Raw genomic sequence first — 24576 nt, 5'->3', positions numbered from 1 at the left:
AGAGAGGACCGTGAACATGTTATCCACAGAAGCGCCAACAGAGATTGTGGGCAAGTATTTCCATACCAACGATTGTTTTGCAGGCACCCCCCGCCTGTGCAACTTTTACACGGGGTTTCCATCAACAATAACGCCGCTCTAACCCGCATTTACGATAATGTTGCGCCTATTCCAACGCCGGCCACCGCTCACGGAGCAACCGAATGAAGACCTGCAAAAAGTTCCTCCTGGCCGCCATCGCCACGCTGGCGTTCGCGACCGGTGCGGTTGCTGCGGACAAAATGAAAATGGGCGTACAGGCCGCCTACCCACCCTTCAACAGCAAAGACGCCAGCGGCCAGGTCGTGGGCTTTGACGTCGATATCGGCAATGCCCTGTGCGCAAAAATGAAAGTCGAGTGCGACGTAGTGACTTCCGATTGGGACGCCATCATTCCGGCTCTGAACGCTGATCAGTTCAATTTCCTGGTGTCGTCGATGTCGATCACCGAGGAGCGCAAGCAACTCGTCGATTTCACCGACCCGTATTACTCCAACAAGCTGCAATTCATTGGCCCCAAGGCCGCTGAATTGAACATCGAAAAAACCACCCTCAACGACACCCTGAACGGCAAAACCATCGGCGCCGCACGCGGTACGGTGGCGGCGGCCTGGCTAAACGACAACCTCGGCGTTGGTGCCACCATCACGTTGTATGACACCCAGGCAGACGCCTACGCCGACCTGAGTGCCGGCAACCTGGATGCCGTGCTTGCGGACAAATTCGTCAGCTATGAATGGCTCAAAAGCGAAGCGGGGGCATCCTATGAGTTCAAAGGCGCGCCCGTCGTCGATAACGACAAGATTGGCATTGCCGTGCGCAAAGGCGACCCGCTACGCGAACAATTGAACGCCGCGCTGAAAGACATCATCAACGACGGCACCTACAAGAAAATCAACGACCGCTATTTCCCCTTTAGCATTCTTTGATCGGCGTACTTCAGGGCGACCAGATTCGTAAGCGGTTTCGCGAACTTGACGATTTTCTGGTGGCCCATCAAACCCTCTGGCGGCCACGACCGTTTACTCACCGCGAGCTGCCGTGGGAGTCTGAGCACGCCGAGTTGGCGGCATGGCTGCGTTCGCGCTCACTGGAAGACGCCGAAGCCGCTCACAACCATCCACAACGTCTCCTCGCCCCGGCCCCGTTCGCACAATTGGCAGCTCAATCCATTGCGCTGGGTGACATTGGCGAATTGCCGACCACCGCGCTGGTTCCGGTTCCAGCACATAGCGGCGCCGACGTGCCGGGGCGTAAGTGGCAGCAGATCCAGGCGTTCGCCGACGCCCTGAGTTTTCGAAACGCCCCGGAGCATTGGCTCGACTGGTGCGCGGGCAAAGGCCATCTCGGACGGCACCTGGCACATCGCGGCCAAGCGTTGACCTGCCTGGAACACGATCCGCTGCTGGTGGACGCTGGCCATCAACTCAGCCAGCGGCTGGGGATCGATGCCGAGCATCGGCAACAAAACGTCCTGGCCGCCGATGCCGCTGATCATGTTCACCGTCGGCATACGCCCGTGGCCCTGCACGCGTGTGGCGACCTGCACGTGCAACTGATGCGCCTCGCCGCCGACGCCGGTTGCGGGCAACTCGCCATTGCGCCGTGCTGTTACAACCGCATCAGCACCCCCGAATATCAAGCGCTGTCAGCCCAGGGCAAGGCGTCGGCGTTGCGTCTTTCCCTTGCGGACCTGAGCCTTCCGCTCAGCGAAACTGTCACCGCCGGTGCGCGCGTACGCCGACAGCGCGACACATCAATGGCCCGCCGCCTAGCCTTTGACCTGCTTCAACGAAAGCTGCGCGGCATCGATGCTTACCTGTCGACGCCATCACTGCCGGTCGCGTGGCTGGATAAGCCGTTCTCCGACTACTGCCGCGAGCTGGCTGCACTGAGGCATTTACCGGCAGTGGGTCAGCACGATTGGGCAGCGTTGGAAGCGGCTGGATGGCAACGCTTGGCCAACGTGCGCAACCTTGAACTGGTTCGCGGATTGTTTCGCCGACCGCTGGAGTTGTGGTTAGTGCTCGACCGCGCTGGCTATTTGCAAGATCGCGACTACGCTGTGCAGCTTGGGACTTTCTGCGAGACCCGCATCACCCCCCGCAACCTGATGCTTCTCGCCGAACGCCACTAGGGTGAAATTAAACACATCATCCTGTGGATAACTCTGTTGATGAAAATTTGACCTTTGGAAAAAAAACATAGCTAGCTCGCTAATTTTTTTGCTGCCCACATTTTGACCGCCGAATAAATTCGCGCAAAAACAGCAGGTTGCGGCTGTTCCAATCCGGCTGGGGAAATAACCCGTTTTTGGCGTCAATTCTTACTTCGCTTGTGCATAAAGATTGGAGCTAAACCGAATAGCGCCCTCGTGCTGACGTGCTTGAACAAAGCGGACGCTTCGCCGCTAGCCATTTCGGTCCCCACGGGCTTAAGAATGGGCGTCGCGCAGGACATCCAGGGTGAAAACCAAACGCAAAATGCCGATCCTGTATTTTTCTATGCGAATCAGTCAGCTAGGGGTTTACAACCCTAAAAAACTGGATATACTCTGCGCCCATCACGCCGGTATAGCTCAGTTGGTAGAGCAACTGACTTGTAATCAGTAGGTCCCGAGTTCGACTCTTGGTGCCGGCACCATATCTCAAAGCCCCGCTACGCGGGGCTTTTTGGTTTCTGGGGTTTAAGAAACCCACGCTTGTTTCCGCTTAACCGTCCACAAAGTGTCCACACTTGGTAGACGCCCCAGATTAGAGGCGTCGGTTGATCAATGCCTGGCCGATCCCCATAACCTCTTTCAGACCTGTGTCCGATTCCGACCATCCGCCATTATTCTTTCTGCGAAGTTTTAGATATCGCGAGTGGATTCAGCAAAACAACATCCGCCAAATGCCCAGGGCTGAAATGTGCGTACTTCATCGTCATGGTCAACGATGCGTGCCCCAGGACGCGCTGTAGGGTCAAGATGTCTCCGCCATTCATCAGGTAATGGCTTGCGAAGGTATGTCGCAACACGTGTGCCACCCCTGACACCGCGCTGTCTGGTCCCGCTAACGCACAAAAACACTTGGCGTTGATGATCTCGGCACTCGCCGAGGACTGCGCTCGCCTGTCGGGCCTGAACTCCATGGAGGCGCGTCAGCGACTGAAACGGGACGAGCTGCTGCCCAAATACCGGGACTATGTGCAGCGCTACCGGGACTCAAAGCCGTGGCCCTGCTTGAACAGATCCACGTCCTCACCGGTAAATTCGACCTGGTGTTTGCAGGCGATGCCAAGCCCTGGAAGCCCATGCCTGAAAACCCGGTGAACAGCGCACTCAGAAAAATGGGCTATGACACCAAAACCGAAATCTGCGGGCATGGGTTTCATTCGATGGCCTGCAGTGCGCTGATTGAATCAGGACTGTGGTCCGAGACAGCTATCGAACGGCAGATGAGTCACAAGGAACGCAACAACGTCCGCGCCGCCTACATTCACAAGGCTGAGTTCATCGAGGAGCGCAGGCTGATCATGAACTGGTGGAGCCGGTATCTGGAGGCCAACCGGCAGGAGCATGTCACTCCACACGAGTTTGCAAACCAGACCGGGACGAACGTCACGCGGCTCAAGGCGAAAAGCCGCTTGAGGGAGTAGGCCGTTAGCCTACTCCTCGTCCTGCCCACCAACGTACGCTTTGTACGCCTGCCTTTCATGAGTCGGCTTGGACGGAAATGCCAACTGAATCTGCCTACTTTTCACCATTCCATTCAGGTACTGCTGACGGAGGGCATCTGGACTGCGCTTTACCAAATTAGCCAACACGTTGAACGTCAGATAGTGCTCCTTGCATAGGGTGATAATCACCTGTTGCATACGATCCTTTTGCATGCGCTCTCGATTGCGCGGCTCCTCAGCCAGTATTTCGAGCTTTTCTCGAAACCCTGCATCAAGCCTGTCCAAAGCATCGATCAGCGGCGCGTCAATATGATCGCTCAACAAGCAGCCATCATCGTTTCGCTGCATATCCAGCTCGACCTTATGTTCGGAGCTACCTGCGTTATGTTCGGAGCTAGCCCTGTTATGTTCGGAGCTGCCGGCGTAATGTTCGGAGCTCTGTAGCGGACCTGCGAACACTTGCTCCGGCGTAGGCAGTTGCTCACCTGGCAGGTGATAAATCATGCCCCGTGAGCGCCCGTCGGGCACAAGGAATCCCTCGCGTACCAACCGCGTAAGCAGTTGGCTCAAGTCATGAGCATGAGTATCACAAATCTCAAGGAGACGATTATGGCTGACCACCCGCTCAATCGCGGCCGTGGCCAAAATCAACCTGGCAGTATGTTCCAAGCTCTCGAAACGAACCCCAAATCGCTCTCGTAACTGCTCCACCACCCGTTCAGGAAGCAAGTCCAACATGCGAAGCTCAAGAAGGGTTTGCTCGGGCTCGGGCTTTTCATAAAGGGCTGGCGGTCGCCAATGCTGGCTGCGCCACCCGCTGTAGATTTTTGGAACCCCAGAACCACCACGCTCGCCAAGACCGATAAGAAGAAACATTTGGTGCATTAGCCTGTTCCGGCAATCGCTGGTACCACCTTTCAGGAAACAACTCCATCGGCAAAACTAGTCTGTGGAAAGCTATGCTACTAAGGCTTGACGAAAACATAATAAAAAACACTAAAATAATTTATACTGTTCTGCACCATGAAAAATTTCCCGACATAGAAAATAACGTCACATTAGTAATCCTTGAGGATCTTAGTCTAGACCACACTATAAGCTCAAAAGAAAAAATAAATCAGCTCATACAAAAATACCCCCAAAAGCAATTTTTACCAGTAGGTGCATACAAAGATTTTTTGGAGAGCTTCTCCCCGAGAGAGCATATACATTTAGAATCTTTGCACGCCAACGAATCTATTTTGTTTATCTTGGAGTTCCTATCAGAGAGAATGCCAAAAAATGAATTAACGAAAATCACAGCTTTCACTCAAGGAAACCTCTTTCTACTTAGATTAGTCGCTCAATATTTAAACAGCAACGCCTATAACTCGAGCGAGATCTCAGAAGTTATAAACCAAGGAATAAGCTACAAGAGTGGATTTAGTGATTCTGAATTAGCAGTTCCTACCAATTCAGAAAAACTCATTCAGCTGTCTACTGATATCCGGCTTGTAAACAAAACGATACTTGAGAGAGTTAGGCAAAATCCGGAGGGTATGTACAAACTCACCTCTCGAGAATTCGAAGAAATGGTTGCCGAACTAATGATCAAACGAGGCTTCGAGGTTAAGCTGACAAAAAAAACAAGAGATGGGGGAAAAGATCTAATTATTGCCAACCACATGGACGTAGAAATTTGATGTACTATGTTGAGTGCAAAAAATATGCACCGACCAATCCAGTTGGTGTAAATCTTGTACGCGAACTAGTTGGCGCCATGTCTGCCGATAGAGCCACGGCTGGAATAATGATCACATCATCCTATTTCTCTCCTGACGCCATCAAATTTTCAAAAATATTTCAACACCAACTAGGCTTGGTAGACTTCATACAACTGAAGGAATGGTTGAAAAAGTATGGATGAACTGGCAAGCATAAATACTATTAGATACAGCATACCAATACATCCACTCCATACATCAATATTAAGATCCAATAAATACTTCGAGACTCTTAAATTCACGAACACCTGTAAGTATCACACCCTCCCTGTCGTCAAGAACATCTTCTGCTTAGAACCAGGAAATTTAGGTTCCCAATCTTTATCTCTAGCATCTCCAACATAGTGATATTCCGTCCCGGATATTATAATCTGAACACCTGTTGCACGTGAAAACACTTTAAGCGCATCAATATAGCGTCCTAGATCAACCCCATGCATTTCATGTTGCTTTGGAGTATCGAAGATGATGAACGATACTTTCCTTCTTTTAGAAAGCTCAAAACACTCCAGAAGCGCCGCATGATACGCAAGAATCACACGGAGCCGAGTACTCCCACCTAACTGAGCTAATCTCTCGTTGCCTAAAATTGGTACGAAATCCCCCTCAAATTTTATATCGCTAGAAACATTATTTGTATCTAGGATATCCATCCACTTAAGCATATTCTCTCTCAGCACACTTCTAAACCTGATGATGAGAGGACTACCTTGCCCAGTTTTTTCGAGCTCTTCCCTTCGGTTAATAGCTTCATCTTGAGCTGATAAAGCTCTAACATAACGATTTGAAATATCTTCGATCGACTCTAAAGATTTTTTATCCTGCTCCAGACCAAATATCCTCGACGTAATTTGGGTAATAGCCTCAACCAGCGCTTTTATATCTGAAGTATTAACCAAAGAATTTCGTCGTTCAGTAAGGCTTTGAGTCTGAGCTACTAACTCACCCCGGCGCAGATTTAATTGCTCACTCCTCCCACGCCCGATGTCAACATTGCGCTCCAGATCTTTTAACTGATCCTTTAAATAAAGTAAATTTTTCCCGTAAGAGTCAGAGCTGGATGAAAACAATTGACAGCCAGGAGAGTTGCAGATCTCCTCAAAAGAAGAAAATACTCTTTTCGCTTCTTCATTCAGGCTCAATGTATTGATTTCGGTTTGAATCTCTGCATGAATTCTTTGAAAGCTGCGGTCACGCTTTGAGATATCTAGCTCCCGATCTAGAGACCGGATGGTTTCGTTATTCGACCCAATCAGTTCATCAATAGCGTCTGTGGAGGCAGTTTTATCTGCAGTACCGCTTTTTAGCTCTTCAAGCCTTTGGTACAAAGACTTGAGTTCCACATCTATTCCTAACGGATCCATAGATCCGTAGACATCTTTTGCTGACTCATATTCTTTTTTTAGTGCATATACTTGCTTATCGCGCTGTTCGAGTTCACGCTTGGCGTCAATCAGTTTCTTCTTCGCATCAAATGCGTTCTTCGGCGCCACGCCCAAAATAATTCGAATAGACTCGGAAAGCTGATCCTTTATAAAGGAAGCACTAGGGCTATAATACTTACGATATCCCTCCTCCTGATAAATAATAGATAGGGAGCAAAGCGGAGAAGTACGGCTGTGCTGCTTTTTTTTCATCACTAGAGACGAATGTAGGTATATCGAACCCTAACAACTCAAAAAGATATTTAGAGTAGTCAAGCTCATTTGAAAATTCGTGCTTAACTCCTGCAAATCGGTTAAAACAACATCTAGTCCCGGTTTAAAATTACGACGCACAACATAGTTAAAATTATTGATTTCAAATTCTAACTCTGCACACAGACAGTTCTCGAGTATGTCATCTCGAAACTTACTTGGGTACCCTAGACTTACCAGAGACCTTCTTTCCAATCACGAAATCGTCATGGTAATCGCAAAAAATTCTATCAACCTCACCGCCCTCCAAAATCTCTAAGGCGGCGAGCGCGGCAGCTCGTATCTGAGCCCTATATCTTAAGAAGGTATCTCTACCAACTTGTTCGCGAGGCTTTGTTGAGTAAAAATCTTCAGTACTTTTCATGAAGTATCTACGAGTCCCTTCTCAGCTGAAATATCTTTCTCAAGTTTGGCTAGCGCATTCCATCGGCCAGTTACATATCTTTTGATGACTCCGACATGCGAACAATATTACTGGCCAGTAAGCTGAAATTTTTATTAGATGAGCTGGACCTTTTTCGGCTCCAACCACAAAGCACCGCCTACTGATTAGCTCACCAGTAGTCGAAAAGTGGATCCACATCACAGGAAGGAACTCCCGAGTTTGAATCCGTTTAAGTCCATAACTAGCTGATTTATTTATGGTTACGGATTGGGGTACGCCAAATTTTCCATTGAATTCCAGTCCCGCGGAAAACCTAGCCCCGCACCTAATTACCGTTCGTCTGGTGCCGCCATCGCGTTCCACTGAATGCTACGGAGCCCCACTCCCGTAATCATGCTCGCATTTTCACACAGCCTGACTCGGCGGGCTTTTCACTTATACGTTGCGTACTCGCTAACTTAACCGCTCAGCCGCTTTGCGATAAACCTGCTCACGCTCGCGCTTATCGACGGCCACCACGAACACCATGACCTCTTGGTCGATTACTTGATAAACCAGCCGATAGCCGCTGCTGCGCAGCTTGATCTTGTAGCAGTCAGGCAAGGCATGTAGACAGTTGGATTCAATGCGCGGATTGACCAGAATCGTGGCCAGCTTCTTCTTGAGTTGCTGGCGAACGGTATCCCCCAATTTGTGCCACTCCTTTAACGCCCGCGCATCGAATTCGAGGCTATAGGTCATCTAGTGAAACCTTAACCCGCTGGGGATTAGCCAGCCGCTCGCGAACCGTTGCGATCAAGGCTTCATCGTCCTCGGTCATCAGGATGGGCTTGAACGGTAGCTGACCGCGCTCTGCTACGTACTGCAAGGCTTGGCGCATCAGCTCAGAAGGGGTGACGCCGAGTTTTTCCAGCTCGTGGTAAGCACGCGCTTTGAGGTCGTCGTCGATACGGACATTGATGGACGCCATGGGATGGCCCTCACTGTAATGACATTAGTCTTTACAGTGAGGTAAAAACCTCATTTGGGCAAGCCTACAAACGGTTGGTTTTTACACAACTCACAGGGTTACGTGTGTCGCTCGCAGCTCTACGTACCGAGCACAGCACATGCTCACAGCTTACCAGTCCCCGATTCGATTCCACTGAAAGCCATAACTAGCTGATTTATTTATAGTTACTAGTTGGGGTACGCCGAATTTTCCAGCGAATTCCAGATCCGCAGAAAACCTAGCCTCGCCGCAAGCTACCGTTCGTCTGGTACCGCATCATACGCAGTAACTAGAATGGCTCACCGCAAGGTGGGCCTTTTTTGTGTGCATCGCTTTTCCCTGCATGTATTCGCGCGCCCCAGCGAACCGCGCTTCGCCCGCTGGAGAGCCTTCAATCTTAATGGCGGCACTTGGCAGATACCAAAAACCCGACCCGCGACTCGCGACTTGGCGAGGCTCTTGGATGGAGGGATACCCTGGGGATCTATTTCCCTAATATGCTTATGCCGACGCAATTGGTGAACGTTATTGCCAATCTATGAAGGTTACAAAATCAACTTAAGTAGACGGTCATTACGCAGGCGTTCGCTGCAAATAACGGGTCCAACAGCGTCCCGAAGAGCATTTTGCTTCTCTTCGCGAGTCGGATAAATCGGATGCCGGTAAGCAAGGTCGACGATCTTTTTTGTTTCAAGTCTCAGTTTCTGATCCTGCGCTTGACTGTCCACGACTTGGTAAACGCGGGCTTTGGGCATTCCGGCTTGCCTAGCCCTCATGAAGCCAGTCATAAGCTTGTTGTTTCTGCTGCATGGATCAGTGTTTTTGACTTCGCTTGCGTGCACGGCGAATGAAATCGACAAGGCTGCCAACAGGAATATCACTCTCATTTGCTACCCTCTCGCAGATGAAGGCGTTTTAGCACCACCTTAAGATTTGGCCATCGCCCGTACGGATGACTCCGACAATAAAAAACCCGACTCAGTGGCCGGGCTTTTTGCTGAATACCCTAGATGCGTACAGGGCAGATGGCGCGGGATAACCTCGCCCTTTTGCCCATCATTGTCAACGTGAACCTCAGACGGCATCGCCGACCGGTTGCTCCCCGTCACTCCGCCCCGACAAAATAATCGGGCCGCTTCGCCGTCTGCGAAATCACTCTATAAGTCTTGTCATCCGTAGCCCCCAGCAACTTTCTGCCATCCTTCAATGTTACCCAAAACGTAATCTCGGTCTCCTTACCTGCCAGAATTACCCCCGCCGCTGCGCCGAAAGGGCCTAGCACTAATGCGCCAGCCAGCCCGAGGCTAATGGCGTCTTCTATCTTTTTGTTTGATCCGGTGGTGGCGATTTCCAGGGATTTTACGGATGAAATCGGAATCGTGATTCCGGGCCAGGGATGGAGGGAGGTTTCGACGGTGATGACGCCGGCTTGGTACTCGCCCTCACCTTGGAGGAAGTCGCCTGCCAGAACTTTGATCTTGGCCATATTTATATCTCTCCTGCAGTCAGACAGAGAATTTTTAAGCTAAATATTGGCGCCCGATTTTCGTCATGGTCAACGGATGATGGACGAACTGTAACCCGGATAAACCGACGGTCGTGACTAACCGTTTCAGCGGCGCACAGATGTGTAACGGGTTAGGACGAACGGCAGTATGAGTGAACGGTTTTGTACTAATTTGAACCTGTGTACGGATCGTTTTAAATGAATTTCCATATTGAAAACTTCAGTTGGCAGCTTCTTCCGGCAGTAGGCTGATTACTGTGAATGGAGCTTTTTATGACTGCCGCTTTTGTGTTCGACCCGAATGCCGTTTATGACGTTAAAAACCCTGACGACGCGCATCCGATATGGCGCATTCAGGATCGAAAGGTTTATGCGTACCTTGAGCATGATCCGCGGCGTGACTGGAGCGGTGATATCGGAATTTTAGTGCTGTGCTTGCCCCGGCGCTTGGTTGATCACGATGGTCGCGATCTGGCGTTTATCGAAGGGAAGAACGTGCGATGTGTGGATGGGCGGGAGTTTTCGCTGGTGGTTGCGCGGGGGTAGATGTCCGGCCTGGGATGCTCATTGTGCAGGAGCTGCCTAGGGCTGCAATAAGGTCGGCATGATCTTCAACCAGCAGGCAAGTCGCACCCATTATCAGAGTTTTGCTCATCTGACTTTCGTCACCTCTGTATGACGTGGAAGCAGACACGACTCAAACCTGAGTCCAGCCGCCCTCTACCGGGGTATCTGCGCCGTTGCGACCGGCGTCGTGAATGGTCTGTACATGCAGGCCGCAGAAGTTCTCTCGAGAATTGAATGGACATTGCCAAGGGCGCAATGGCGTTCCGGCCAACACGAATTTCACTAAACCTGTGTTCAGATGCAAGCGCTGATGTTAATGCAAGCAATTCTTATTGCTGTATGATCGGCATGCCTGAAAATAGGGAACTCCCTACAGGCGCTTTTCTAATTTTGCGGAGCTGCCTCACGATGACTTCCCGTACCCCTTCTTTTGCCAAATTGGCCTTGCTGGTGACGTCCTTAATGGCCGCCGGCAGTGTGTTTGCCGCGCCAAGCGCTGACGGCATCACGGTTTACAACGCCCAGCACGAAAGCCTGACCCAAGCGTGGGTTGACGGTTTCACCCACGACACCGGCATCAAAGTGACCGTGCGCAACGGCGACGACAGTGAATTGGGCAACCAGATTATTCAAGAAGGTGCGGTCTCCCCGGCTGATGTGTTCTTGACCGAAAACTCACCGGCCATTGTGATGGTTGATAACGCCGGCTTATTCGCGCCGATCGCGCCGACCACGTTGTCTCAAGTGGACTCGGCCTACCGCCCAGCTCATGGCAAGTGGATTGGCATCGCCGCTCGCTCGACTGTTTTCGTGTACAACAAAGACAAAATGACCGCAGCTGACATGCCTAAGTCGCTGCTTGATTTGGCAAACCCAAGCTGGAAGGGCCGTTGGGCGGCATCGCCTTCTGGTGCAGACTTCCAAGCCATCGTCAGCGCCCTGCTTGAGCAGAAAGGCGAAGCAGCGACGCTGGATTGGTTGAAAGCGATGAAAACCAACTTCACCGCGTACCGTGGAAATGGCTCGGTGCTGAAAGCAGTGAACGCCGGTCAAGTCGACAGCGGCTTGATCTATCACTACTACCCACTGGTGGACCAATCGAAAACCGGTGAGAACAGCAATAAAGTCGGCCTGTACTACTTCAAACACAAAGACCCAGGCGCGTTCGTCAGCATCTCGGGCGGCGGTGTTCTGGCGTCCAGTAAACACAAAGAAGAAGCCCAGGCTTTCTTGAAGTGGGTCACCGGCAAAGACGGTCAGGCCATTTTGAAAAACGGTAAGTCGTTTGAATACGCCGTGGGCAAAGGCGCAGAATCCAATGCCAAACTGACCCCGCTCGCCGAACTGGATGCACCCGTCATTGACGCGTCCAAACTCGACAGCAAAAAAGTGGTTGAACTGATGACTAAAGCCGGGCTGCTGTAACGTTATGGCGGAGCACATTTCAAGTGTCGCAGTCGAGGCGTCGGAAGTTGCCGGAGTGACTCTCAACGTCATTCCGGCCTGCGCCCATAAAGGACGGCCCCGCTCACCCGTCGGCCGTCCTGCTACATGGATTGTTGTGGCGTCTGTTCTGGTTTCATTGTTGGCCTTGTTGCCTCTCGGATTCGTTGTTGGCATTTCCTTCCAGACCGGCTGGGCCACTGTCGTGGAGCTGGTCTTTCGACCCAAAGTCGGTGAATTGCTGGTTAATACCGTGTTGCTGGTCGTGCTCACGGTGCCGTTATGCGTTGCGCTCGGTGTGGCGCTGGCGTGGTTGACCGAGCGCAGCGACCTGCCTTTTCGACGCGCATGGTCTTTACTCGCGGTCGCCCCCCTCGCCGTGCCAGCGTTTGTACACAGTTACGCATGGGTCAGTCTCGTGCCATCGATTCACGGGCTGTTTGCCGGGGTATTGGTTTCGGTCATCGCCTATTTTCCTTTCCTTTACCTGCCAGCTGCTGCGGCGTTACGACGCCTGGATCCAGGTATCGAGGACGTTGCGCAATCGCTGGGCTTAAAACCCTGGGCGGTGTTCTTGCGCGTCGTACTGCCGCAACTACGCCTGGCGATTTGGGGCGGGTCATTACTGGTCGGGCTGCACTTGCTGGCCGAATACGGTCTGTACGCCATGGTGCGTTTTGACACCTTCACCACGGCGATTTTCGATCAGTTCCAGTCATCCTTTAACGGCCCTGCCGCAAACATGCTGGCCGGCGTGTTAGCGCTGTGTTGCCTCGCGATGCTGACTTTTGAATCGGCAACCCGTGGCAAGGCCCGTTATGCGCGGGTCGGCTCGGGCAGCGCGCGTCCGCAACGGATCTGCACCCTGAACCGCAAAACCACTGCCTTGGCGCTGCTGTTGCCGATTGCGGCGACTGCGCTAGCGCTGGGCGTGCCACTGATTACGCTGGGTAAATGGCTGATCGCTGGCGGCGCTGGCGTATGGCGGATGGACACTCTTCTTCCGGCGCTGGAGCAAACGTTGGTGCTGGCCAGTACCGGCGCGATCCTTACCACCTGCGCGGCAATCCCCATTGCATGGCTGTCGGTTCGCTCTCCGGGACGCTTGCATCGTCTGCTGGAAAGCTGCAATTACATCACCAGTTCGTTGCCCGGCATTGTCGTCGCCTTGGCGTTGGTGACCGTTACCATCAAGTTCGCCCGACCGATTTATCAAACGGCAATCACCGTTCTGCTGGCCTACGTGCTGATGTTCTTGCCAAGGGCGTTGGTCAACCTGCGCGCGGGTATCGCGCAAGCACCGGTGGAGTTGGAAAACATGGCCCGCAGTCTTGGCCGCTCACCGCTTCAAGCGCTGTGGGTGATTACCCTGCGCCTTGCCTCACCCGGTGCCGCCGCCGGCGTCGCGCTGGTGTTTCTCGCCATCACCAATGAACTGACCGCCACCCTGCTGCTCGCACCAAACGGCACGCGCACACTGGCGACCGGTTTTTGGGCCATGACCAGCGAAATCGACTACGCGGCGGCGGCGCCGTACGCACTGATCATGGTCCTGCTGTCGCTTCCGTTGACGGCGCTTCTTTACTATCAATCCAAACGCACGGCAGGCCGATGAGCTCTCTTGAATTAAACGCTGTCAGCAAATCCTTTGGCTCGCTGCCGGCTGTGGATAACGTCAGCTTGTCGGTGCCCGAAGGCAGCCGCACCGCCATTGTCGGCCCTTCCGGCTCCGGTAAAACCACGCTGCTCAGGATGATTGCAGGCTTTGAGTTTCCCGACTCTGGCAGCATCACGCTGAACGGCACTCCGCTGGTGGACGGCCCGATTGAAGTGCCGGCTCATCAGCGTTTGATCGGCTACGTCCCACAGGACGGCGCGCTGTTTCCGCACATGACGGTCGCCGCCAACATCGGCTTCGGATTGCCCGGTAACGCCGCGTCGAAACAGCAGCGCATTCACGAGTTGATGCACATGGTTGCCCTCGACACCCGCATGCTGCCGCGCTGGCCCCACGAATTATCCGGCGGTCAACAGCAACGCGTCGCCCTCGCTCGCGCCTTGGCCCAACGACCAAAATTGATGCTGCTGGACGAACCATTTTCCGCCCTCGACACCGGCCTGCGCGCCTCCATGCGCAAGGCCGTGGCCAAGCTGCTGTCGGACGCGGGCGTGACCACCATCCTCGTGACCCACGACCAGGCCGAAGCCCTCTCTTTCGCCAACCAGTTGGCGGTCATGCGCCAAGGCAAGCTGATCCAGGTCGGCGCACCCATGGACCTTTACCTGCGCCCTCGCGACGAAGAAACCGCGCATTTTCTCGGCGACGCGGTGGTATTGCCCGCCACGGTTGAAGGGGGATGGGCGACGTGTGAACTGGGTCAGGTTTCAGTGGCGAACAGCGCGTTTCGAGGTGCCGGGCGCATCATGCTGCGCCCGGAACAGATTGAACTGTCGGCGTCACATGAATCAGGCGAAGGGTGTTTGGGTGTTGTTACCGAGAGTGATTTTGGCGGCAATGCGTGCTTGCTGACGGTCCGGCTGAAGACGGCATCGCCAGCCCGTGAATTGTTAGTTCGCAGCTTGAGCGTTCATGCGCCTATGGTGGGGAGCACGGTTGAGATTAGGGTTGTCGGACGTGGACATGTGTTGGGCGGGGTTCGGTAAATAGTAGGCATCTCAGTTATCAGGAAAATTATCGAATTGAGCAACACGCGATTGCGAATGTGCTGATATGCCACTATCGTGGCGGCCTGTTTTAGCCAGTCAACAACACAAAGGAGTTGTATATGAGCATGGTGCGCTGTCATGGCTGCAATAAGGAAATTCACACGTCGGCACTGGCCTGCCCAAACTGTGGCGCCCAGCAGGCGAATCCGTACAGCATTGGCACAGCCAATCTTGAAATAAATGCTGTAGACAGAAAACGCGGCTTCTTTGATTGGTATCTGGACTGCCTAAAGCAATACGCAGTATTCAGCGGCCGAGCAACTCGCCAAGAGTATTGGATGTTCATTTTGGTGAACATCATCATCAGCATCGCAGTAATGGTCGTCGCACGTTTTTTACATGCCCCGTTATTGGCGACCCTCTATGACCTCGCCTTGTTTATTCCCGGCTTGGCAATTGCCGTCCGCCGACTTCACGACACGGATCGAAGCGGCTGGTGGATTCTTCTGCCTTTCGTCAATATCGTCTTCCTGGCGTTGGCGGGACACCCGGAAAACAATCGATTCGGTCCAGGTCGCAAGATGGTTGCCTGACCTTTAGCCCGAAACACCTGAACAAGGCCCACCAACTGCTGGGCCTTGTTTCTGGCTCAGTTACTTCGAAACACAAACACCACCTTATCCGCACCGCCCTTATTCACTTCCTCATACCGTGCCAATCCTTCGCTCAACGACGACTCAAAAATCCCGGTAGGCAACGGCATTAAGCCCTCATCAAAGAACCGCCCGAACTGATTGAGCATCCCGGCGCAGGCTTCAGTTCCGTAGAGCAGCGTGTTGATCCCCACTACCGAACCACCTTTGCGATACAGCGCCAGGGTCGGCATCTGCACCTGACCGTCCACCGGGGCCGCGATGATGGCTATACGGCCGAAAGTGGCCAAGGCAGCAACGGCAGCAGGAAGCCAAAAACCCGTGGTGTCGAAGATGACGTCGGCACCGCCGGGGAAGACCGCGTTGACTTGGGCGCCGAGGTCTTCAGGTTTGTCCAAGAGGATGGCGTCGAAACCGTCGGCTTTCAGTACGCAGATCTGCTCAGGTCGACGCACCGCACCGAGTACCTGAGCGCCGAGAACTTTACCCAACGCCAGGGCGGCGCTGCCAACTGCGCCGTTGGCACCAATCACTAACAGCCGAGTACCAGTCTCGACGAGGCTGCGCTCCAGGGCGTTCCACGCAGTGGTCAATGGCACGCCGAGGCTGGCGGCCTGAACGAAACTCAGGGCTTTAGGTTTTGGCGCAACGCCTTTGGCCGGTAGGGTCAGGTATTCAGCGTGGGAGCCGTCGCGAAAGAGGCCCGGTTCTTTGCCGGTGCCCCAAACTTCCTGGCCGAGCATTTCCTGCGGGCCTTCGATAACGACGCCCGCAAAGTCACGGCCGGGAATGCGCGGCATCGTGGTGTAGGGAAAGCGCCCGAGAACGTTTTTCACATCACTGGGATTGAGCCCGGCAGCCTTTACCTGGACCAACACTTCGTTTTCAGCAGGCACGGGCTGGGGAACATCTATGTACTGCAAGGCGGAAAGGTCGCCGGTCTTGGCAAATTGCAGGGCTTTCATGATGACTCCGGGGGCCAAGCGCCCGTAAAGGACGCCACTGTGGTGAGGATCCCAGAGTGTAGGTATGGCCTTAAAAGCCTGTCGGCCAAGTGCTTTCGAATCTCTGCCAAAAAGGCGCCGGCCCGGCGCTATGCCATGCGCTCGCCGATTGGGTACTGAGATGGGCTGACCCCGAGTTCACGTCGAAACATGTCGCTAAAGCTACTGGGCGAATACCCTAGCTGACGCGCAATCACGCTAATCGGCACGCCTTGAATCAGCTCGGCCACCGCAGTTGCCAGTTGCACCTGTCGCCGCCATTCAGCGAAACCCATGCCTAGCGCGCTCTGAAACAACCGAGCCAATGTGCGCACGCTGGCGCCAGCATTTTCAGCATGTTGCTCGAAAGGGACGTCCAGCGATGGTGAACTCATGACCGCCTGGCACAGGTTGATCAAGCGCCGATCAGAGCTGTCCGGCAGGGGGATTTTCAGCAACGTCCGCTTGGCGCGCTGCAACTCCAGCAGCGCAAGGCCAACCACGGCTTCGTAGTAATCAAGGCCTTGTTGGTCAGGGCCTTGCTCCACCAAGTTGAGGATCAGCTCACGCAACAGCCGTCCGACTTCGATGACCTGCACGGTATTCTCCAGCGTCGCGGCAATCGCTGGACGCAGGTAGATGTTGCGCATCTCAAGGTCCGACACCACACGAATTCCATGCACCACCCCCGGCGGCAACCAGACCGCGCGCTGCGGCGGCACCACCAAGGCTTCGTTGGGTGTTTCGACCCACATCACCCCGGACATCGCGTACAACACCTGTCCCCAAACATGCTCATGCGGCTCGATGTAAAGACCACGCGGATACGTCCGCGCCAACGGCTGCACCGGCACGGCGATGTCACTGAGATCAGGGGGCGTAGCAAGGGCCATTGCGGTGACTGGCGAATGAGAGGTCAGCGCATGGTAGCGATGGCAGGCAGAGAAGCCAATGCGGGGCGTACGCCAAACAACTGTAGTAGCCAACTTGTTGGCGAGACTGACATTGCCTCGCCAACAAGTTGGCTACTACAGGGATTGGTTTAACTCACTCACACATCAAAAAATGCTGATCGGATAGTCCACGAAGACACGGGTTTCGTTACCTTCGCTGTTGTAGGCACTGGCGTTGTCAGAGACGCGCAAGAACGAGTTCCGCAAACGTACTGACAGGTTTTTCGCCGGGCCGCTTTGCACGACGTATTTCAATTGGCTGTAGATTTCGCGCTCTTCGCCGTTGCCTCGGCCGGTGCCGTCGTCGATGTTGGTGCCGCGAACATAGGCCGTGTGGTACGTCAGGCCGGGCAGCAAAAGGCCACCGAGGTCGATGCCGTAGCCCAACTGCCAAGAGCGCTCGTCTTTGCCGTTGAAGTCGGACCAGTACGAGTTAGCGAGGTAGATGGAGTTGCCACCGTCACCCGTGCCGCCCGCGTTGCGATAGCCGCCGTACGTGTAACCGGTATCGCCCGTGCTGCGCTGATGGGCGATGGTGAACGAGTGGATGCCCCGAGCGTAAGTCGCGGCCAAGCTCCAGATTTTGTTGTCGCGTGCGTCATCGACGGCGAAATCTTTGTCCAGCTTGGTTTTGTAGCCGTTGAAATCGAACGTCAGCGACTGGTCTTTCTCAATGGCAAACACGTAGTTCAGGTTGATGTACTGCTTCTTCAACACGTCTTCGTCGTTCGAGCCGTAAAACGCAGCGCTGAACGCGTCAGTGAACTTATAACTACCGCCATAGACATTGATCGACTTCAGGTCACCGCTGTCACGACCTTCGGCGCTTTTACGCGACTCAGCCGTGAAGTGACCCGCGTTCAACTCAAGTCCGTTGATTTCTTTGGAGGTGATGAACGTGCCGGTGTAGCTCTCGGAGAGCAGGCGCGAGTTGTCGTAACTCAGCACCGGCAGTTCCGGCATCTGGTCGCCGTACTTGATCACGGTGTTGGAGAAGCGGGCCTTGATTGCGCCGCCAGCTTTAGACAAATCGTCAGCGGCATTGCCGTTGCTGTCTTTCTTGAAGAAGTCGATACCGCCCGCGCCGCTGCTGCCTTTTCCGCCGTCAAGGCGTAAGGCGTACTCAGCGAAAGCATCGACACCAAAGCCGATGGTGCCTTGAGTGAAACCCGACGCGAAGTTAGCGGTTGCCGCTTGGCCCCACTCGGATTTGTCTTGCTGGCCGTCTTTGTAATCACGGTTGATATAGGCGTTGCGCAACGCCAGGTTCAGGCTGCTGTCGTCGACAAAGCCCTTGGAGTCATCTTGCCCACTGGCCATTGCCTGAGTGGCGCACATGACGCTAAACGCGACCATGCCAATACGTAGCTTCAACATCTTGTTTTCCTTATTACGAGTTGATCACGCGCTGTGGCCAAGGCCAAACAGGAGTTTGCGGCCTTTACATCGAGTCAAAAAAGACAGACTCGGAAGGCCCGCACGAAATCATCGCAGTGGACTACTGATGCTACGTACATGGCGGCTGGCCACAGGCGGGGGACGAATCCTAGCGGTGGGTCGCCCAGGGTGTCAATTTTTGCAGCCTTTAGCGATCCAGAATCCGGATCAATGCCTCAAGCTCTGCGTCGCTGATCAGCCCGATGGGATAGCGCGCCATGAGCAGTTGTCGAGAGTCGATTTTTGGAACCAGCGGTGATTGGGTTGTCCTTAACCAGTCCGCCATCATCTGGGGCGATTCGCTACTTGCAGACACACTGCGAGCTGACTGCTGCCCGATACCTGCGTTCATGTTGGACAACCTCTTGAGCCTTGAGCAGCTAATTTACCCGTGCTTTGTGACAGCCCTGCTAAAGGCCATACAAGCCATCAAAATGGCGCCAATAAAAAAGCCCACCATCGGATGAGCTTTAGATAGCAAGAACAAGACCAACTCAAACTTTGTGCGGCGCCGGTTGCTGCTGGGTCAAGCAGTGGATATTGCCACCGCCCAGTAACAGTTCGCGGCCTGGCACCATGACCACCTCATGTTCGGGGAACAACTGCTGAAGGATTTCACGCGCGACTTCATCGAGCGGGTCGTCGAACCGTGGCGCAATCAGGCCGCCATTGACGATTAGAAAGTTGACGTATGAACCGGCCAGACGCACCAAAGGGTTGCGCTCCTGACTACCGTGCACCTGATCGACACCCGCGCATTCTTCCTCGGTTGCAAACAGCGGACCGGGAATCGGCATTTTGTGCACGATCAACGGTCGGCCTTTCGCATCACGGCTGTTTTCCAGGACGCCCATGGCCGCTTGGCAACGTAGGAAGTTGGGATCTTTCGGGTCATCCGTCCAAGCAAGTAACACTTCGCCAGGCTGCACGAAGCAACAGAAGTTATCCACATGACCGTCGGTTTCGTCGTTGTATAAACCTTCTGGCAGCCAGATGATTTTCTCAACCGACAGCTGATCCTGCAGCACGCTCTCGATCTGTTCGCGAGACAGGTGTGGATTACGGTTGCGGTTGAGCAGGCACTCCTCAGTGGTGATCAGCGTGCCTTCTCCATCCACATGGATCGAGCCACCCTCAAGCACGAAACCCTCTGTTTCGTAACGCGGACACCGTTCGATTTCCAGAATCTTGGTGGCGACTTGCTCATCAAGGTTCCACGGCGCATACAACCCACCATCAAAACCGCCCCAAGCATTGAAATCCCAATCAACGCCGCGCACTTCACCTTTGTTGTTGATGACGAAGGTGGGGCCGGTGTCGCGCACCCAGGCATCGTTGTTGCTGATTTCCACCACGCGGATGTTCGGCATATCGAGGTGCGCACGAGCGTTGTCGTATTGCGCCGCTGAAACGCCCACGGTCACCGGCTCGAAACGAGCGATGGCTTTGGCCACGGCCACGTGCGCGTGCTGGACAGGCTTGCCGCCCAAACGCCAGTTGTCCGGCCGCTCAGGCCAGATCATCCAGGTCTGGGTTTGCTGCGCCCATTCGGCGGGCATATAGAAGCCATCAGCGCGCGGGGTACTTTTCAGCGTCGTCATGGCGATCAGGACTCCAAAGAACCGTCGAGGGTTTTTATCGCGCCGTACAGGTTAGGACGACGATCACGGAACGTGCCCCATGCGCTGCGGATGTGTTCAAGCTCGTCTAGATCGAAGCTGTGAACAATCACCCCTTCTTCGGTTTCATTGAGTTCCGCGACTTTCTCACCGAACTGGTTGGCAATAAACGACGAGCCATAAAAGGTGATGTCGTAGCCGTCTTGCTCTTCATTGCCGATACGGTTGCTGGCGACCAGCGGCATCAAGTTCGCGCCGGCATGGCCCTGCTGCACACGCTGCCAGTGATCCCGGGACGTGATGGTTTTGTCGTGGGGTTCGCTGCCGATGGCCGTGGGGTAAAACAGAATGTCGGCGCCAAGCAATGCCATGCACCGGGCGGTTTCCGGGAACCACTGATCCCAGCAAATACCGACGCCAATTTTCGCGTAGCGGGTCTGCCAGACCTTGAAGCCAGTGTCGCCCGGATTGAAGTAATACTTTTCGTGATAGCCAGGACCGTCCGGGATATGGCTTTTGCGGTAAATCCCGAGGTTGGTGCCGTCGGCGTCGAGAATTACGACGCTGTTAAAACGTGCGCGGCCAGCCAGTTCAAAGAAGCTGATCGGCAAAACGACCTGCAATTCTTTGGCGATTTTCTGGAAGTGCTTGATCGCGACGTTGTCTTCCATCGGCGTCGCCAGCTGCAAGTAGTCCGGGTTCGGCTTCTGACAAAAATACGGGGCTTCGAACAGCTCCTGAATCAGGATGATCTGCGCGCCCTTGGCCGCAGCGTCGCGTACCAGTTTTTCGGCGGTCTCGATGTTGGCTTCCAGGTCCCAGGAACAAGCCATCTGGGTGGCGGCGACGGTAACGATACGGCTCATGGAACATTCCTCCTGGGCAAAATATGACGGGATCATCACCTTAGCAAACAGCCCGTGACAATATGGAAGACTTTATAGCCGATAAAAATCGGCATATAAAGTCATAAATATCGTGAATCGACAATAAAACACATTTTTAACAGATAAAAATCTGTCATCTGTAGGAGCCAACTTGCTGGCCCCTACAGATAGTGCGTCAGCCCAGCTCATCCAACACCTTGGACACGGTCTCAACAAAGAATTCCACGCTGTCCCGAGTGGTACACATCGGCGGCTTGATCTTGAGGATGTTCAAATAATCCCCCGTAGGCTGCATGAATATCCCCAATTCACGCAGCCGCTCACACAGGTAAGTCGTTTCTTCGGTGGCAGGTTCGAGGGTGTCACGATTGCGGACCAACTCTACCCCCAAATAAAACCCCGATCCGTGCACCGCCCCCACCAATGGATGTTTATCGATCAATGCTGTGAGGCGGCTTTTAAAATGATCGCCGACGACCTTGGCGTTCTCCCACAGCTGTTCCTTGTCCATCACGTCGAGAACAGCCAACCCGATACGACAGCTGACCGGGCTACCGCCCGAAGAGGAAAAGAAATAACCCTCAGCCTCCAGCGCTTCAGCGATCTCTCGGCGCGTAATCACCGCGCCTAACGGATGACCGTTGCCCATGCCTTTGGCCATGGTAATGATGTCCGGGATCACGCCCTGCTCTTCAAAACCCCAAAAAAAATCACCCAAACGGCCGTACCCAACCTGTACCTCGTCAGCGATGCACACGCCGCCTTGCGCGCGAACCTTGGCGTAGACCTGCTGCAAGTAACCCGGAGGCAGCGAGATTGCGCCCGCATTGCCGTACACCGGTTCGCAGATGAAGCCCGCGACCTGACGTGTTTGCTCGGCGAGTTTGGCCAGGGTGAGTTCAACGCTGCGCACGTAGTCCGACGCGCTGTCGTCACCTCGAAACTCACCCCGATAGGTATTTGGCGCCGTGACCGGATGCACCCAATCAGGCCGCGTGCTCAGCGCTTGCGGGTTGTCGGCAATCGAGGTGGAAATTGCATCCGTCGCCACCGACCAACCGTGATACGCCTCCAATACGCTGAGCATGTCGCGTCCGCCGCTGTAGGCCCAGGCCAGACGAATCGCCAAATCATTCGCTTCAGTGCCGCTGTTAACCAGAAATACCCGGTCCATGGCGTCCGGCGCCAGCTCAAGCAAGCGCTCGGAAAACTCAGCGATGGCGGCATAATGAAAACGCGAATTAGTGTTCAGTAATGACCATTGTTTAGCGGCCTCGGCAGCCATGCGCGGATGACCGTGGCCCAGCACCGCAACGTTATTAAGCATGTCCAGATAAGACCGACCCTGCATGTCGATCAGGTGATTGCGCCAGCCGCGTTCGATCTGTGGCGGCGCTTGGTAATAGTGCTTTTGTGAGCGCGCGAAACTGGCGTCACGTCGCGCCAACAGTCCCCTGGCGTCTGGAATCGGCGGCGCATCGCACTCAAAACCCAGCAGTGCTGCGGGCGAAGGGCACATCGCTCGCCATGCCGGAACCCAGGCAGGAGCGCAAAACAGCGGCGGGCTAAGTTCGGCACTACGGCACAGTTGGACCATCAACGAACCGCCGCCCTCGCCCAATGCCTGACCTGCACACACGGTCGCGCCTGAAACCATCGATGAGGCCAACCCCCACAGCCGCACCGTCATCTCGTCGTTTACTAGCCAAAAACCGGCGTCGGCGGCCAAGCGCACGGTTCCGGCGAACGGCGCATGCACCGAAGTCCCCACCGGTAAGTGCAATTGGACATGCAAAGCGAAGGTGTCGGGAGCTTTGGAGGCATTAATCTTGGTACGTGATAGCCGGTACTCGCCGTAGCGAGTGGCCGCCAAACCGGTCTTAATCCCTAAGTCTGTCAGCAGTCGTTCATCAATGCCGCTCTGCTCCCAGTTACCGGCGTCGAAATGCGGACTGAGCACGCCCAAATCGATTCTCGCGAATTCGCGCCCGTTCAAACTCGGCAGCAATGGCTGGAACGTCGGCATATCGGCGTTAAGCAACTCAACGCCGACAGCCTCCAAAATGGCCGCTTCCATCAACTCAAGCGGTACCGAGGTCGCCAGATCGAAAATGGCCCACTCACTGTGGAGATTGGCCTGTATATAGCTATTGCCCGGTTCAACGCTGGCTTGCTGTTCACTGCTCAACACCAGAATCGCAGCACGGCAAACGATCAATGGCCACAGCGCCTGCAACTCTTCTGATTGCAGCGGATTGACTGCCTGATAAGCCTCAATCGCAGGGAGGATATACAGCGGATCACCGTCGGCATGCTGCAACAGTGCCGCACAGGTCACCGACAAATCCGCCACTCGCCACGTCGTGACCACATCGCCAAAATCGATCAGCCCCTTTAGCTGCCACTGACGCTGCCCATCGCGTTTCCAGACCACGTTGTATTCAGTGATATCGAGATGAACCGCCTGCACCGGCAGCTTCACCAACAACGGTCGCAATCGTCGCTGTGCCTGCCTCGTTACCTGATCGATTAAATCCCGCTCTTCGGGGTTTTTAATCACCGGCAATAGATGCTTGATCAGGGCCTGGGCATGTCGCGGGTCCCACTGCAGCGTGCGCTCCAGCCCCGGATGCTGAAAGTTTGCCAGCGCCCGATCGACGCGGGCGCACAGCTCACCGAGACCCACCACCACATCGCTGCTCAAGTGTGAGACGTGCCCCAAGGACTGGCCGTCGATGAATTCAAGCACGCGGACATGTACCGCTTGGCCCGCGACCTCAACCGACAACAACTCGTTGCCGTCACGCGCAGGGATCACGTGGGGCACTCGAATCCCGGACGCCGCAGCCAAATGGGCCAGCGCCGCATGCTGCGCCTGAAGCTCCAACGGCAAATAGTCACCGTGGCAAATTTTCAGGACATAACGCCCCGTATCGCAGTCGAGTAGGTAGTTACGGTCTTGCTGGCTGCCCAGCTCTTTGAGGGTTCCGCTCAATCCGTAGTGCTGAGCAAGCAAGTGTCCCGCCTGTTCGGCACTGACCTCGGGGCACGGCAGAGTGGATCGGCGAATAAGCGCGGCGAGCGGCATACAGAAATATCCATGGGCTTTGTTTGCTGCTTATATCGCCTGCTGAAGCGGTAATGCGCAAGAGGGAGGTTTTTGACCTAATGCTTGGGCGATGCGCACGATAGAAGAATATAAAATTCATACCAGATAAATCAGAATGTTAGGAATAACAGCCCGTAACGCGGCGGTTTTATGACGCATTTGCCCACCCTCATCATTTATATTCATCACTTTCCCCGCGTTTCTCGATCAATCGCA

Annotated in this window: 22 protein-coding genes, 1 tRNA gene and 3 pseudogenes; 12 read left to right on the top strand and 14 right to left on the bottom strand. The window is 54.3% G+C overall.

The features are described from left to right. Positions 1 to 203: 203 nt before the first annotated feature. The 3 genes from RHM59_RS18545 (at position 204) to RHM59_RS18535 (ending at position 2682) form a co-directional block, all read left to right on the top strand. A complete protein-coding gene (locus tag RHM59_RS18545; protein WP_322166497.1) occupies positions 204 to 968 on the top strand; it encodes a transporter substrate-binding domain-containing protein in 765 nt (254 codons plus the stop codon). A 59-nt stretch (positions 969 to 1027) separates the two neighbouring features. Then, the gene (locus tag RHM59_RS18540; RefSeq protein ID WP_416194737.1) at positions 1028 to 2176 is read left to right on the top strand and encodes a methyltransferase; all 1149 of its coding nucleotides are present in this window, start codon (positions 1028 to 1030) and stop codon (positions 2174 to 2176) included. A 430-nt stretch (positions 2177 to 2606) separates the two neighbouring features. Then, positions 2607 to 2682: transfer RNA gene (locus RHM59_RS18535), tRNA-Thr, on the top strand. Between the two features lie 189 nt (positions 2683 to 2871). Here RHM59_RS18535 and RHM59_RS18530 read toward each other — a convergent pair. Next, positions 2872 to 3063, bottom strand: a pseudogene (locus RHM59_RS18530) (tyrosine-type recombinase/integrase); the annotation flags it as partial. Positions 3064 to 3070: 7 nt separating this feature from the next. Between RHM59_RS18530 and RHM59_RS18525 the strand changes: the two are divergent. Together RHM59_RS18525 and RHM59_RS18520 are read left to right on the top strand one after the other, a co-directional pair. Continuing rightward, a pseudogene (locus RHM59_RS18525) lies at positions 3071 to 3250 on the top strand (terminase); the annotation flags it as partial. Then, positions 3247 to 3678: pseudogene (locus RHM59_RS18520) on the top strand (tyrosine-type recombinase/integrase); the annotation flags it as partial. The pseudogenes RHM59_RS18525 and RHM59_RS18520, both read left to right, overlap by 4 nt. A 9-nt stretch (positions 3679 to 3687) precedes the next feature. On the opposite strand, the gene RHM59_RS18515 reads toward RHM59_RS18520, so the two are convergent. Next, positions 3688 to 4584 (bottom strand): hypothetical protein, encoded by an 897-nt coding sequence (locus RHM59_RS18515; protein ID WP_322285167.1) that lies wholly within the window; start codon positions 4582 to 4584, stop codon positions 3688 to 3690. A gap of 74 nt (positions 4585 to 4658) precedes the next feature. On the opposite strand from RHM59_RS18515, the gene RHM59_RS18510 reads away from it, so the two are divergent. Beyond that, positions 4659 to 5381: a restriction endonuclease gene (locus tag RHM59_RS18510; protein ID WP_322285166.1), complete on the top strand. Its 723-nt coding sequence runs from the start codon at positions 4659 to 4661 to the stop codon at positions 5379 to 5381. Then, complete coding sequence (locus RHM59_RS25565) at positions 5381 to 5605, top strand: restriction endonuclease (protein ID WP_369124689.1); 225 nt, start codon at positions 5381 to 5383, stop codon at positions 5603 to 5605. The genes RHM59_RS18510 and RHM59_RS25565 overlap by 1 nt, the downstream gene beginning before the upstream one ends. 114 nt (positions 5606 to 5719) lie before the next feature. Here RHM59_RS25565 and RHM59_RS18505 read toward each other — a convergent pair whose 3' ends face one another. The 5 genes from RHM59_RS18505 to RHM59_RS18485 all read right to left on the bottom strand — a co-directional run bounded on the left by RHM59_RS18505 (position 5720) and on the right by RHM59_RS18485 (position 10021). Then, the gene (locus RHM59_RS18505; protein ID WP_322285165.1) at positions 5720 to 7099 is read right to left on the bottom strand and encodes a hypothetical protein; all 1380 of its coding nucleotides are present in this window, start codon (positions 7097 to 7099) and stop codon (positions 5720 to 5722) included. Positions 7100 to 7997: 898 nt separating this feature from the next. After that, on the bottom strand, positions 7998 to 8285 hold the full coding sequence (locus RHM59_RS18500) for a type II toxin-antitoxin system RelE/ParE family toxin (RefSeq protein ID WP_322166502.1): 288 nt from the start codon (positions 8283 to 8285) through the stop codon (positions 7998 to 8000). Next, the gene (locus RHM59_RS18495; protein ID WP_322166503.1) at positions 8275 to 8514 is read right to left on the bottom strand and encodes a type II toxin-antitoxin system RelB/DinJ family antitoxin; all 240 of its coding nucleotides are present in this window, start codon (positions 8512 to 8514) and stop codon (positions 8275 to 8277) included. Before RHM59_RS18495 ends, RHM59_RS18500 begins: the two co-directional genes overlap by 11 nt. 566 nt (positions 8515 to 9080) lie before the next feature. Next, positions 9081 to 9422: a hypothetical protein gene (locus tag RHM59_RS18490; RefSeq protein ID WP_322184610.1), complete on the bottom strand. Its 342-nt coding sequence runs from the start codon at positions 9420 to 9422 to the stop codon at positions 9081 to 9083. A 218-nt stretch (positions 9423 to 9640) separates the two neighbouring features. Next, the gene (locus RHM59_RS18485) at positions 9641 to 10021 is read right to left on the bottom strand and encodes a hypothetical protein (protein ID WP_322285164.1); all 381 of its coding nucleotides are present in this window, start codon (positions 10019 to 10021) and stop codon (positions 9641 to 9643) included. 294 nt (positions 10022 to 10315) lie between these two features. On the opposite strand from RHM59_RS18485, the gene RHM59_RS18480 reads away from it, so the two are divergent. The 5 genes from RHM59_RS18480 to RHM59_RS18460 all read left to right on the top strand — a co-directional run bounded on the left by RHM59_RS18480 (position 10316) and on the right by RHM59_RS18460 (position 15312). Further along, positions 10316 to 10588 carry a hypothetical protein gene (locus RHM59_RS18480; RefSeq protein ID WP_322166506.1) on the top strand — a complete coding sequence of 91 codons (273 nt, stop codon included), beginning with the start codon at positions 10316 to 10318 and terminating at the stop codon, positions 10586 to 10588. Between the two features lie 429 nt (positions 10589 to 11017). Then, positions 11018 to 12034, top strand: a complete 1017-nt coding sequence (locus RHM59_RS18475) for an iron ABC transporter substrate-binding protein (RefSeq protein ID WP_322285163.1) — start codon at positions 11018 to 11020, stop codon at positions 12032 to 12034. A 130-nt stretch (positions 12035 to 12164) separates the two neighbouring features. Beyond that, positions 12165 to 13667: an ABC transporter permease gene (locus RHM59_RS18470; protein ID WP_416194828.1), complete on the top strand. Its 1503-nt coding sequence runs from the start codon at positions 12165 to 12167 to the stop codon at positions 13665 to 13667. Continuing rightward, positions 13664 to 14716, top strand: coding sequence for an ABC transporter ATP-binding protein (locus tag RHM59_RS18465; protein WP_322166508.1), 1053 nt, complete (start codon positions 13664 to 13666; stop codon positions 14714 to 14716). Before RHM59_RS18470 ends, RHM59_RS18465 begins: the two co-directional genes overlap by 4 nt. Positions 14717 to 14838: 122 nt before the next feature. Further along, positions 14839 to 15312, top strand: coding sequence for a DUF805 domain-containing protein (locus RHM59_RS18460; RefSeq protein ID WP_322285162.1), 474 nt, complete (start codon positions 14839 to 14841; stop codon positions 15310 to 15312). 56 nt (positions 15313 to 15368) lie between these two features. Here RHM59_RS18460 and RHM59_RS18455 read toward each other — a convergent pair whose 3' ends face one another. The 7 genes from RHM59_RS18455 to RHM59_RS18425 all read right to left on the bottom strand — a co-directional run bounded on the left by RHM59_RS18455 (position 15369) and on the right by RHM59_RS18425 (position 24339). Next, the gene (locus RHM59_RS18455) at positions 15369 to 16337 is read right to left on the bottom strand and encodes a zinc-binding alcohol dehydrogenase family protein (RefSeq protein ID WP_322285161.1); all 969 of its coding nucleotides are present in this window, start codon (positions 16335 to 16337) and stop codon (positions 15369 to 15371) included. 128 nt (positions 16338 to 16465) lie between these two features. Continuing rightward, positions 16466 to 17248, bottom strand: coding sequence for a helix-turn-helix transcriptional regulator (locus RHM59_RS18450; protein WP_322166511.1), 783 nt, complete (start codon positions 17246 to 17248; stop codon positions 16466 to 16468). A 165-nt stretch (positions 17249 to 17413) separates the two neighbouring features. Next, positions 17414 to 18685, bottom strand: a complete 1272-nt coding sequence (locus RHM59_RS18445) for an OprD family porin (protein ID WP_322166512.1) — start codon at positions 18683 to 18685, stop codon at positions 17414 to 17416. A 208-nt stretch (positions 18686 to 18893) separates the two neighbouring features. Then, positions 18894 to 19097 (bottom strand): hypothetical protein, encoded by a 204-nt coding sequence (locus tag RHM59_RS18440; RefSeq protein WP_322166513.1) that lies wholly within the window; start codon positions 19095 to 19097, stop codon positions 18894 to 18896. A 142-nt stretch (positions 19098 to 19239) separates the two neighbouring features. Beyond that, on the bottom strand, positions 19240 to 20346 hold the full coding sequence (gene aguA, locus RHM59_RS18435) for an agmatine deiminase (RefSeq protein WP_322285160.1): 1107 nt from the start codon (positions 20344 to 20346) through the stop codon (positions 19240 to 19242). Positions 20347 to 20351: 5 nt separating this feature from the next. Next, the gene (gene aguB, locus RHM59_RS18430; protein ID WP_322166515.1) at positions 20352 to 21230 is read right to left on the bottom strand and encodes an N-carbamoylputrescine amidase; all 879 of its coding nucleotides are present in this window, start codon (positions 21228 to 21230) and stop codon (positions 20352 to 20354) included. A gap of 196 nt (positions 21231 to 21426) precedes the next feature. After that, on the bottom strand, positions 21427 to 24339 hold the full coding sequence (locus RHM59_RS18425; protein WP_322285159.1) for an aminotransferase: 2913 nt from the start codon (positions 24337 to 24339) through the stop codon (positions 21427 to 21429). Positions 24340 to 24576 lie beyond the last annotated feature (237 nt).

This window comes from Pseudomonas sp. MH10 (genome assembly GCF_034353045.1).
Lineage (GTDB): Bacteria > Pseudomonadota > Gammaproteobacteria > Pseudomonadales > Pseudomonadaceae > Aquipseudomonas.
This window is presented reverse-complemented; position numbering and strand designations above follow the sequence as displayed.

Excerpts from the sequence above, each read along its gene's own strand:
- RHM59_RS18480 (WP_322166506.1), top strand. The coding sequence starts at position 10,316 with ATGACTGCCGCTTTTGTGTTCGACCCGAATGCCGTTTATGACGTTAAA.
- RHM59_RS18440 (WP_322166513.1), bottom strand. The coding sequence starts at position 19,097 with ATGAACGCAGGTATCGGGCAGCAGTCAGCTCGCAGTGTGTCTGCAAGT.
- aguB (WP_322166515.1), bottom strand. The coding sequence starts at position 21,230 with ATGAGCCGTATCGTTACCGTCGCCGCCACCCAGATGGCTTGTTCCTGG.
- RHM59_RS18450 (WP_322166511.1), bottom strand. The coding sequence starts at position 17,248 with ATGGCCCTTGCTACGCCCCCTGATCTCAGTGACATCGCCGTGCCGGTG.
- RHM59_RS18485 (WP_322285164.1), bottom strand. The coding sequence starts at position 10,021 with ATGGCCAAGATCAAAGTTCTGGCAGGCGACTTCCTCCAAGGTGAGGGC.
- RHM59_RS18505 (WP_322285165.1), bottom strand. The coding sequence starts at position 7,099 with ATGAAAAAAAAGCAGCACAGCCGTACTTCTCCGCTTTGCTCCCTATCT.
- RHM59_RS18515 (WP_322285167.1), bottom strand. The coding sequence starts at position 4,584 with ATGCACCAAATGTTTCTTCTTATCGGTCTTGGCGAGCGTGGTGGTTCT.
- RHM59_RS18465 (WP_322166508.1), top strand. The coding sequence starts at position 13,664 with ATGAGCTCTCTTGAATTAAACGCTGTCAGCAAATCCTTTGGCTCGCTG.
- RHM59_RS25565 (WP_369124689.1), top strand. The coding sequence starts at position 5,381 with ATGTACTATGTTGAGTGCAAAAAATATGCACCGACCAATCCAGTTGGT.
- RHM59_RS18545 (WP_322166497.1), top strand. The coding sequence starts at position 204 with ATGAAGACCTGCAAAAAGTTCCTCCTGGCCGCCATCGCCACGCTGGCG.
- RHM59_RS18460 (WP_322285162.1), top strand. The coding sequence starts at position 14,839 with ATGAGCATGGTGCGCTGTCATGGCTGCAATAAGGAAATTCACACGTCG.
- RHM59_RS18455 (WP_322285161.1), bottom strand. The coding sequence starts at position 16,337 with ATGAAAGCCCTGCAATTTGCCAAGACCGGCGACCTTTCCGCCTTGCAG.
- RHM59_RS18475 (WP_322285163.1), top strand. The coding sequence starts at position 11,018 with ATGACTTCCCGTACCCCTTCTTTTGCCAAATTGGCCTTGCTGGTGACG.
- RHM59_RS18500 (WP_322166502.1), bottom strand. The coding sequence starts at position 8,285 with ATGACCTATAGCCTCGAATTCGATGCGCGGGCGTTAAAGGAGTGGCAC.
- RHM59_RS18445 (WP_322166512.1), bottom strand. The coding sequence starts at position 18,685 with ATGTTGAAGCTACGTATTGGCATGGTCGCGTTTAGCGTCATGTGCGCC.
- RHM59_RS18510 (WP_322285166.1), top strand. The coding sequence starts at position 4,659 with ATGCTACTAAGGCTTGACGAAAACATAATAAAAAACACTAAAATAATT.
- RHM59_RS18425 (WP_322285159.1), bottom strand. The coding sequence starts at position 24,339 with ATGCCGCTCGCCGCGCTTATTCGCCGATCCACTCTGCCGTGCCCCGAG.
- RHM59_RS18495 (WP_322166503.1), bottom strand. The coding sequence starts at position 8,514 with ATGGCGTCCATCAATGTCCGTATCGACGACGACCTCAAAGCGCGTGCT.
- RHM59_RS18490 (WP_322184610.1), bottom strand. The coding sequence starts at position 9,422 with ATGAGAGTGATATTCCTGTTGGCAGCCTTGTCGATTTCATTCGCCGTG.
- aguA (WP_322285160.1), bottom strand. The coding sequence starts at position 20,346 with ATGACGACGCTGAAAAGTACCCCGCGCGCTGATGGCTTCTATATGCCC.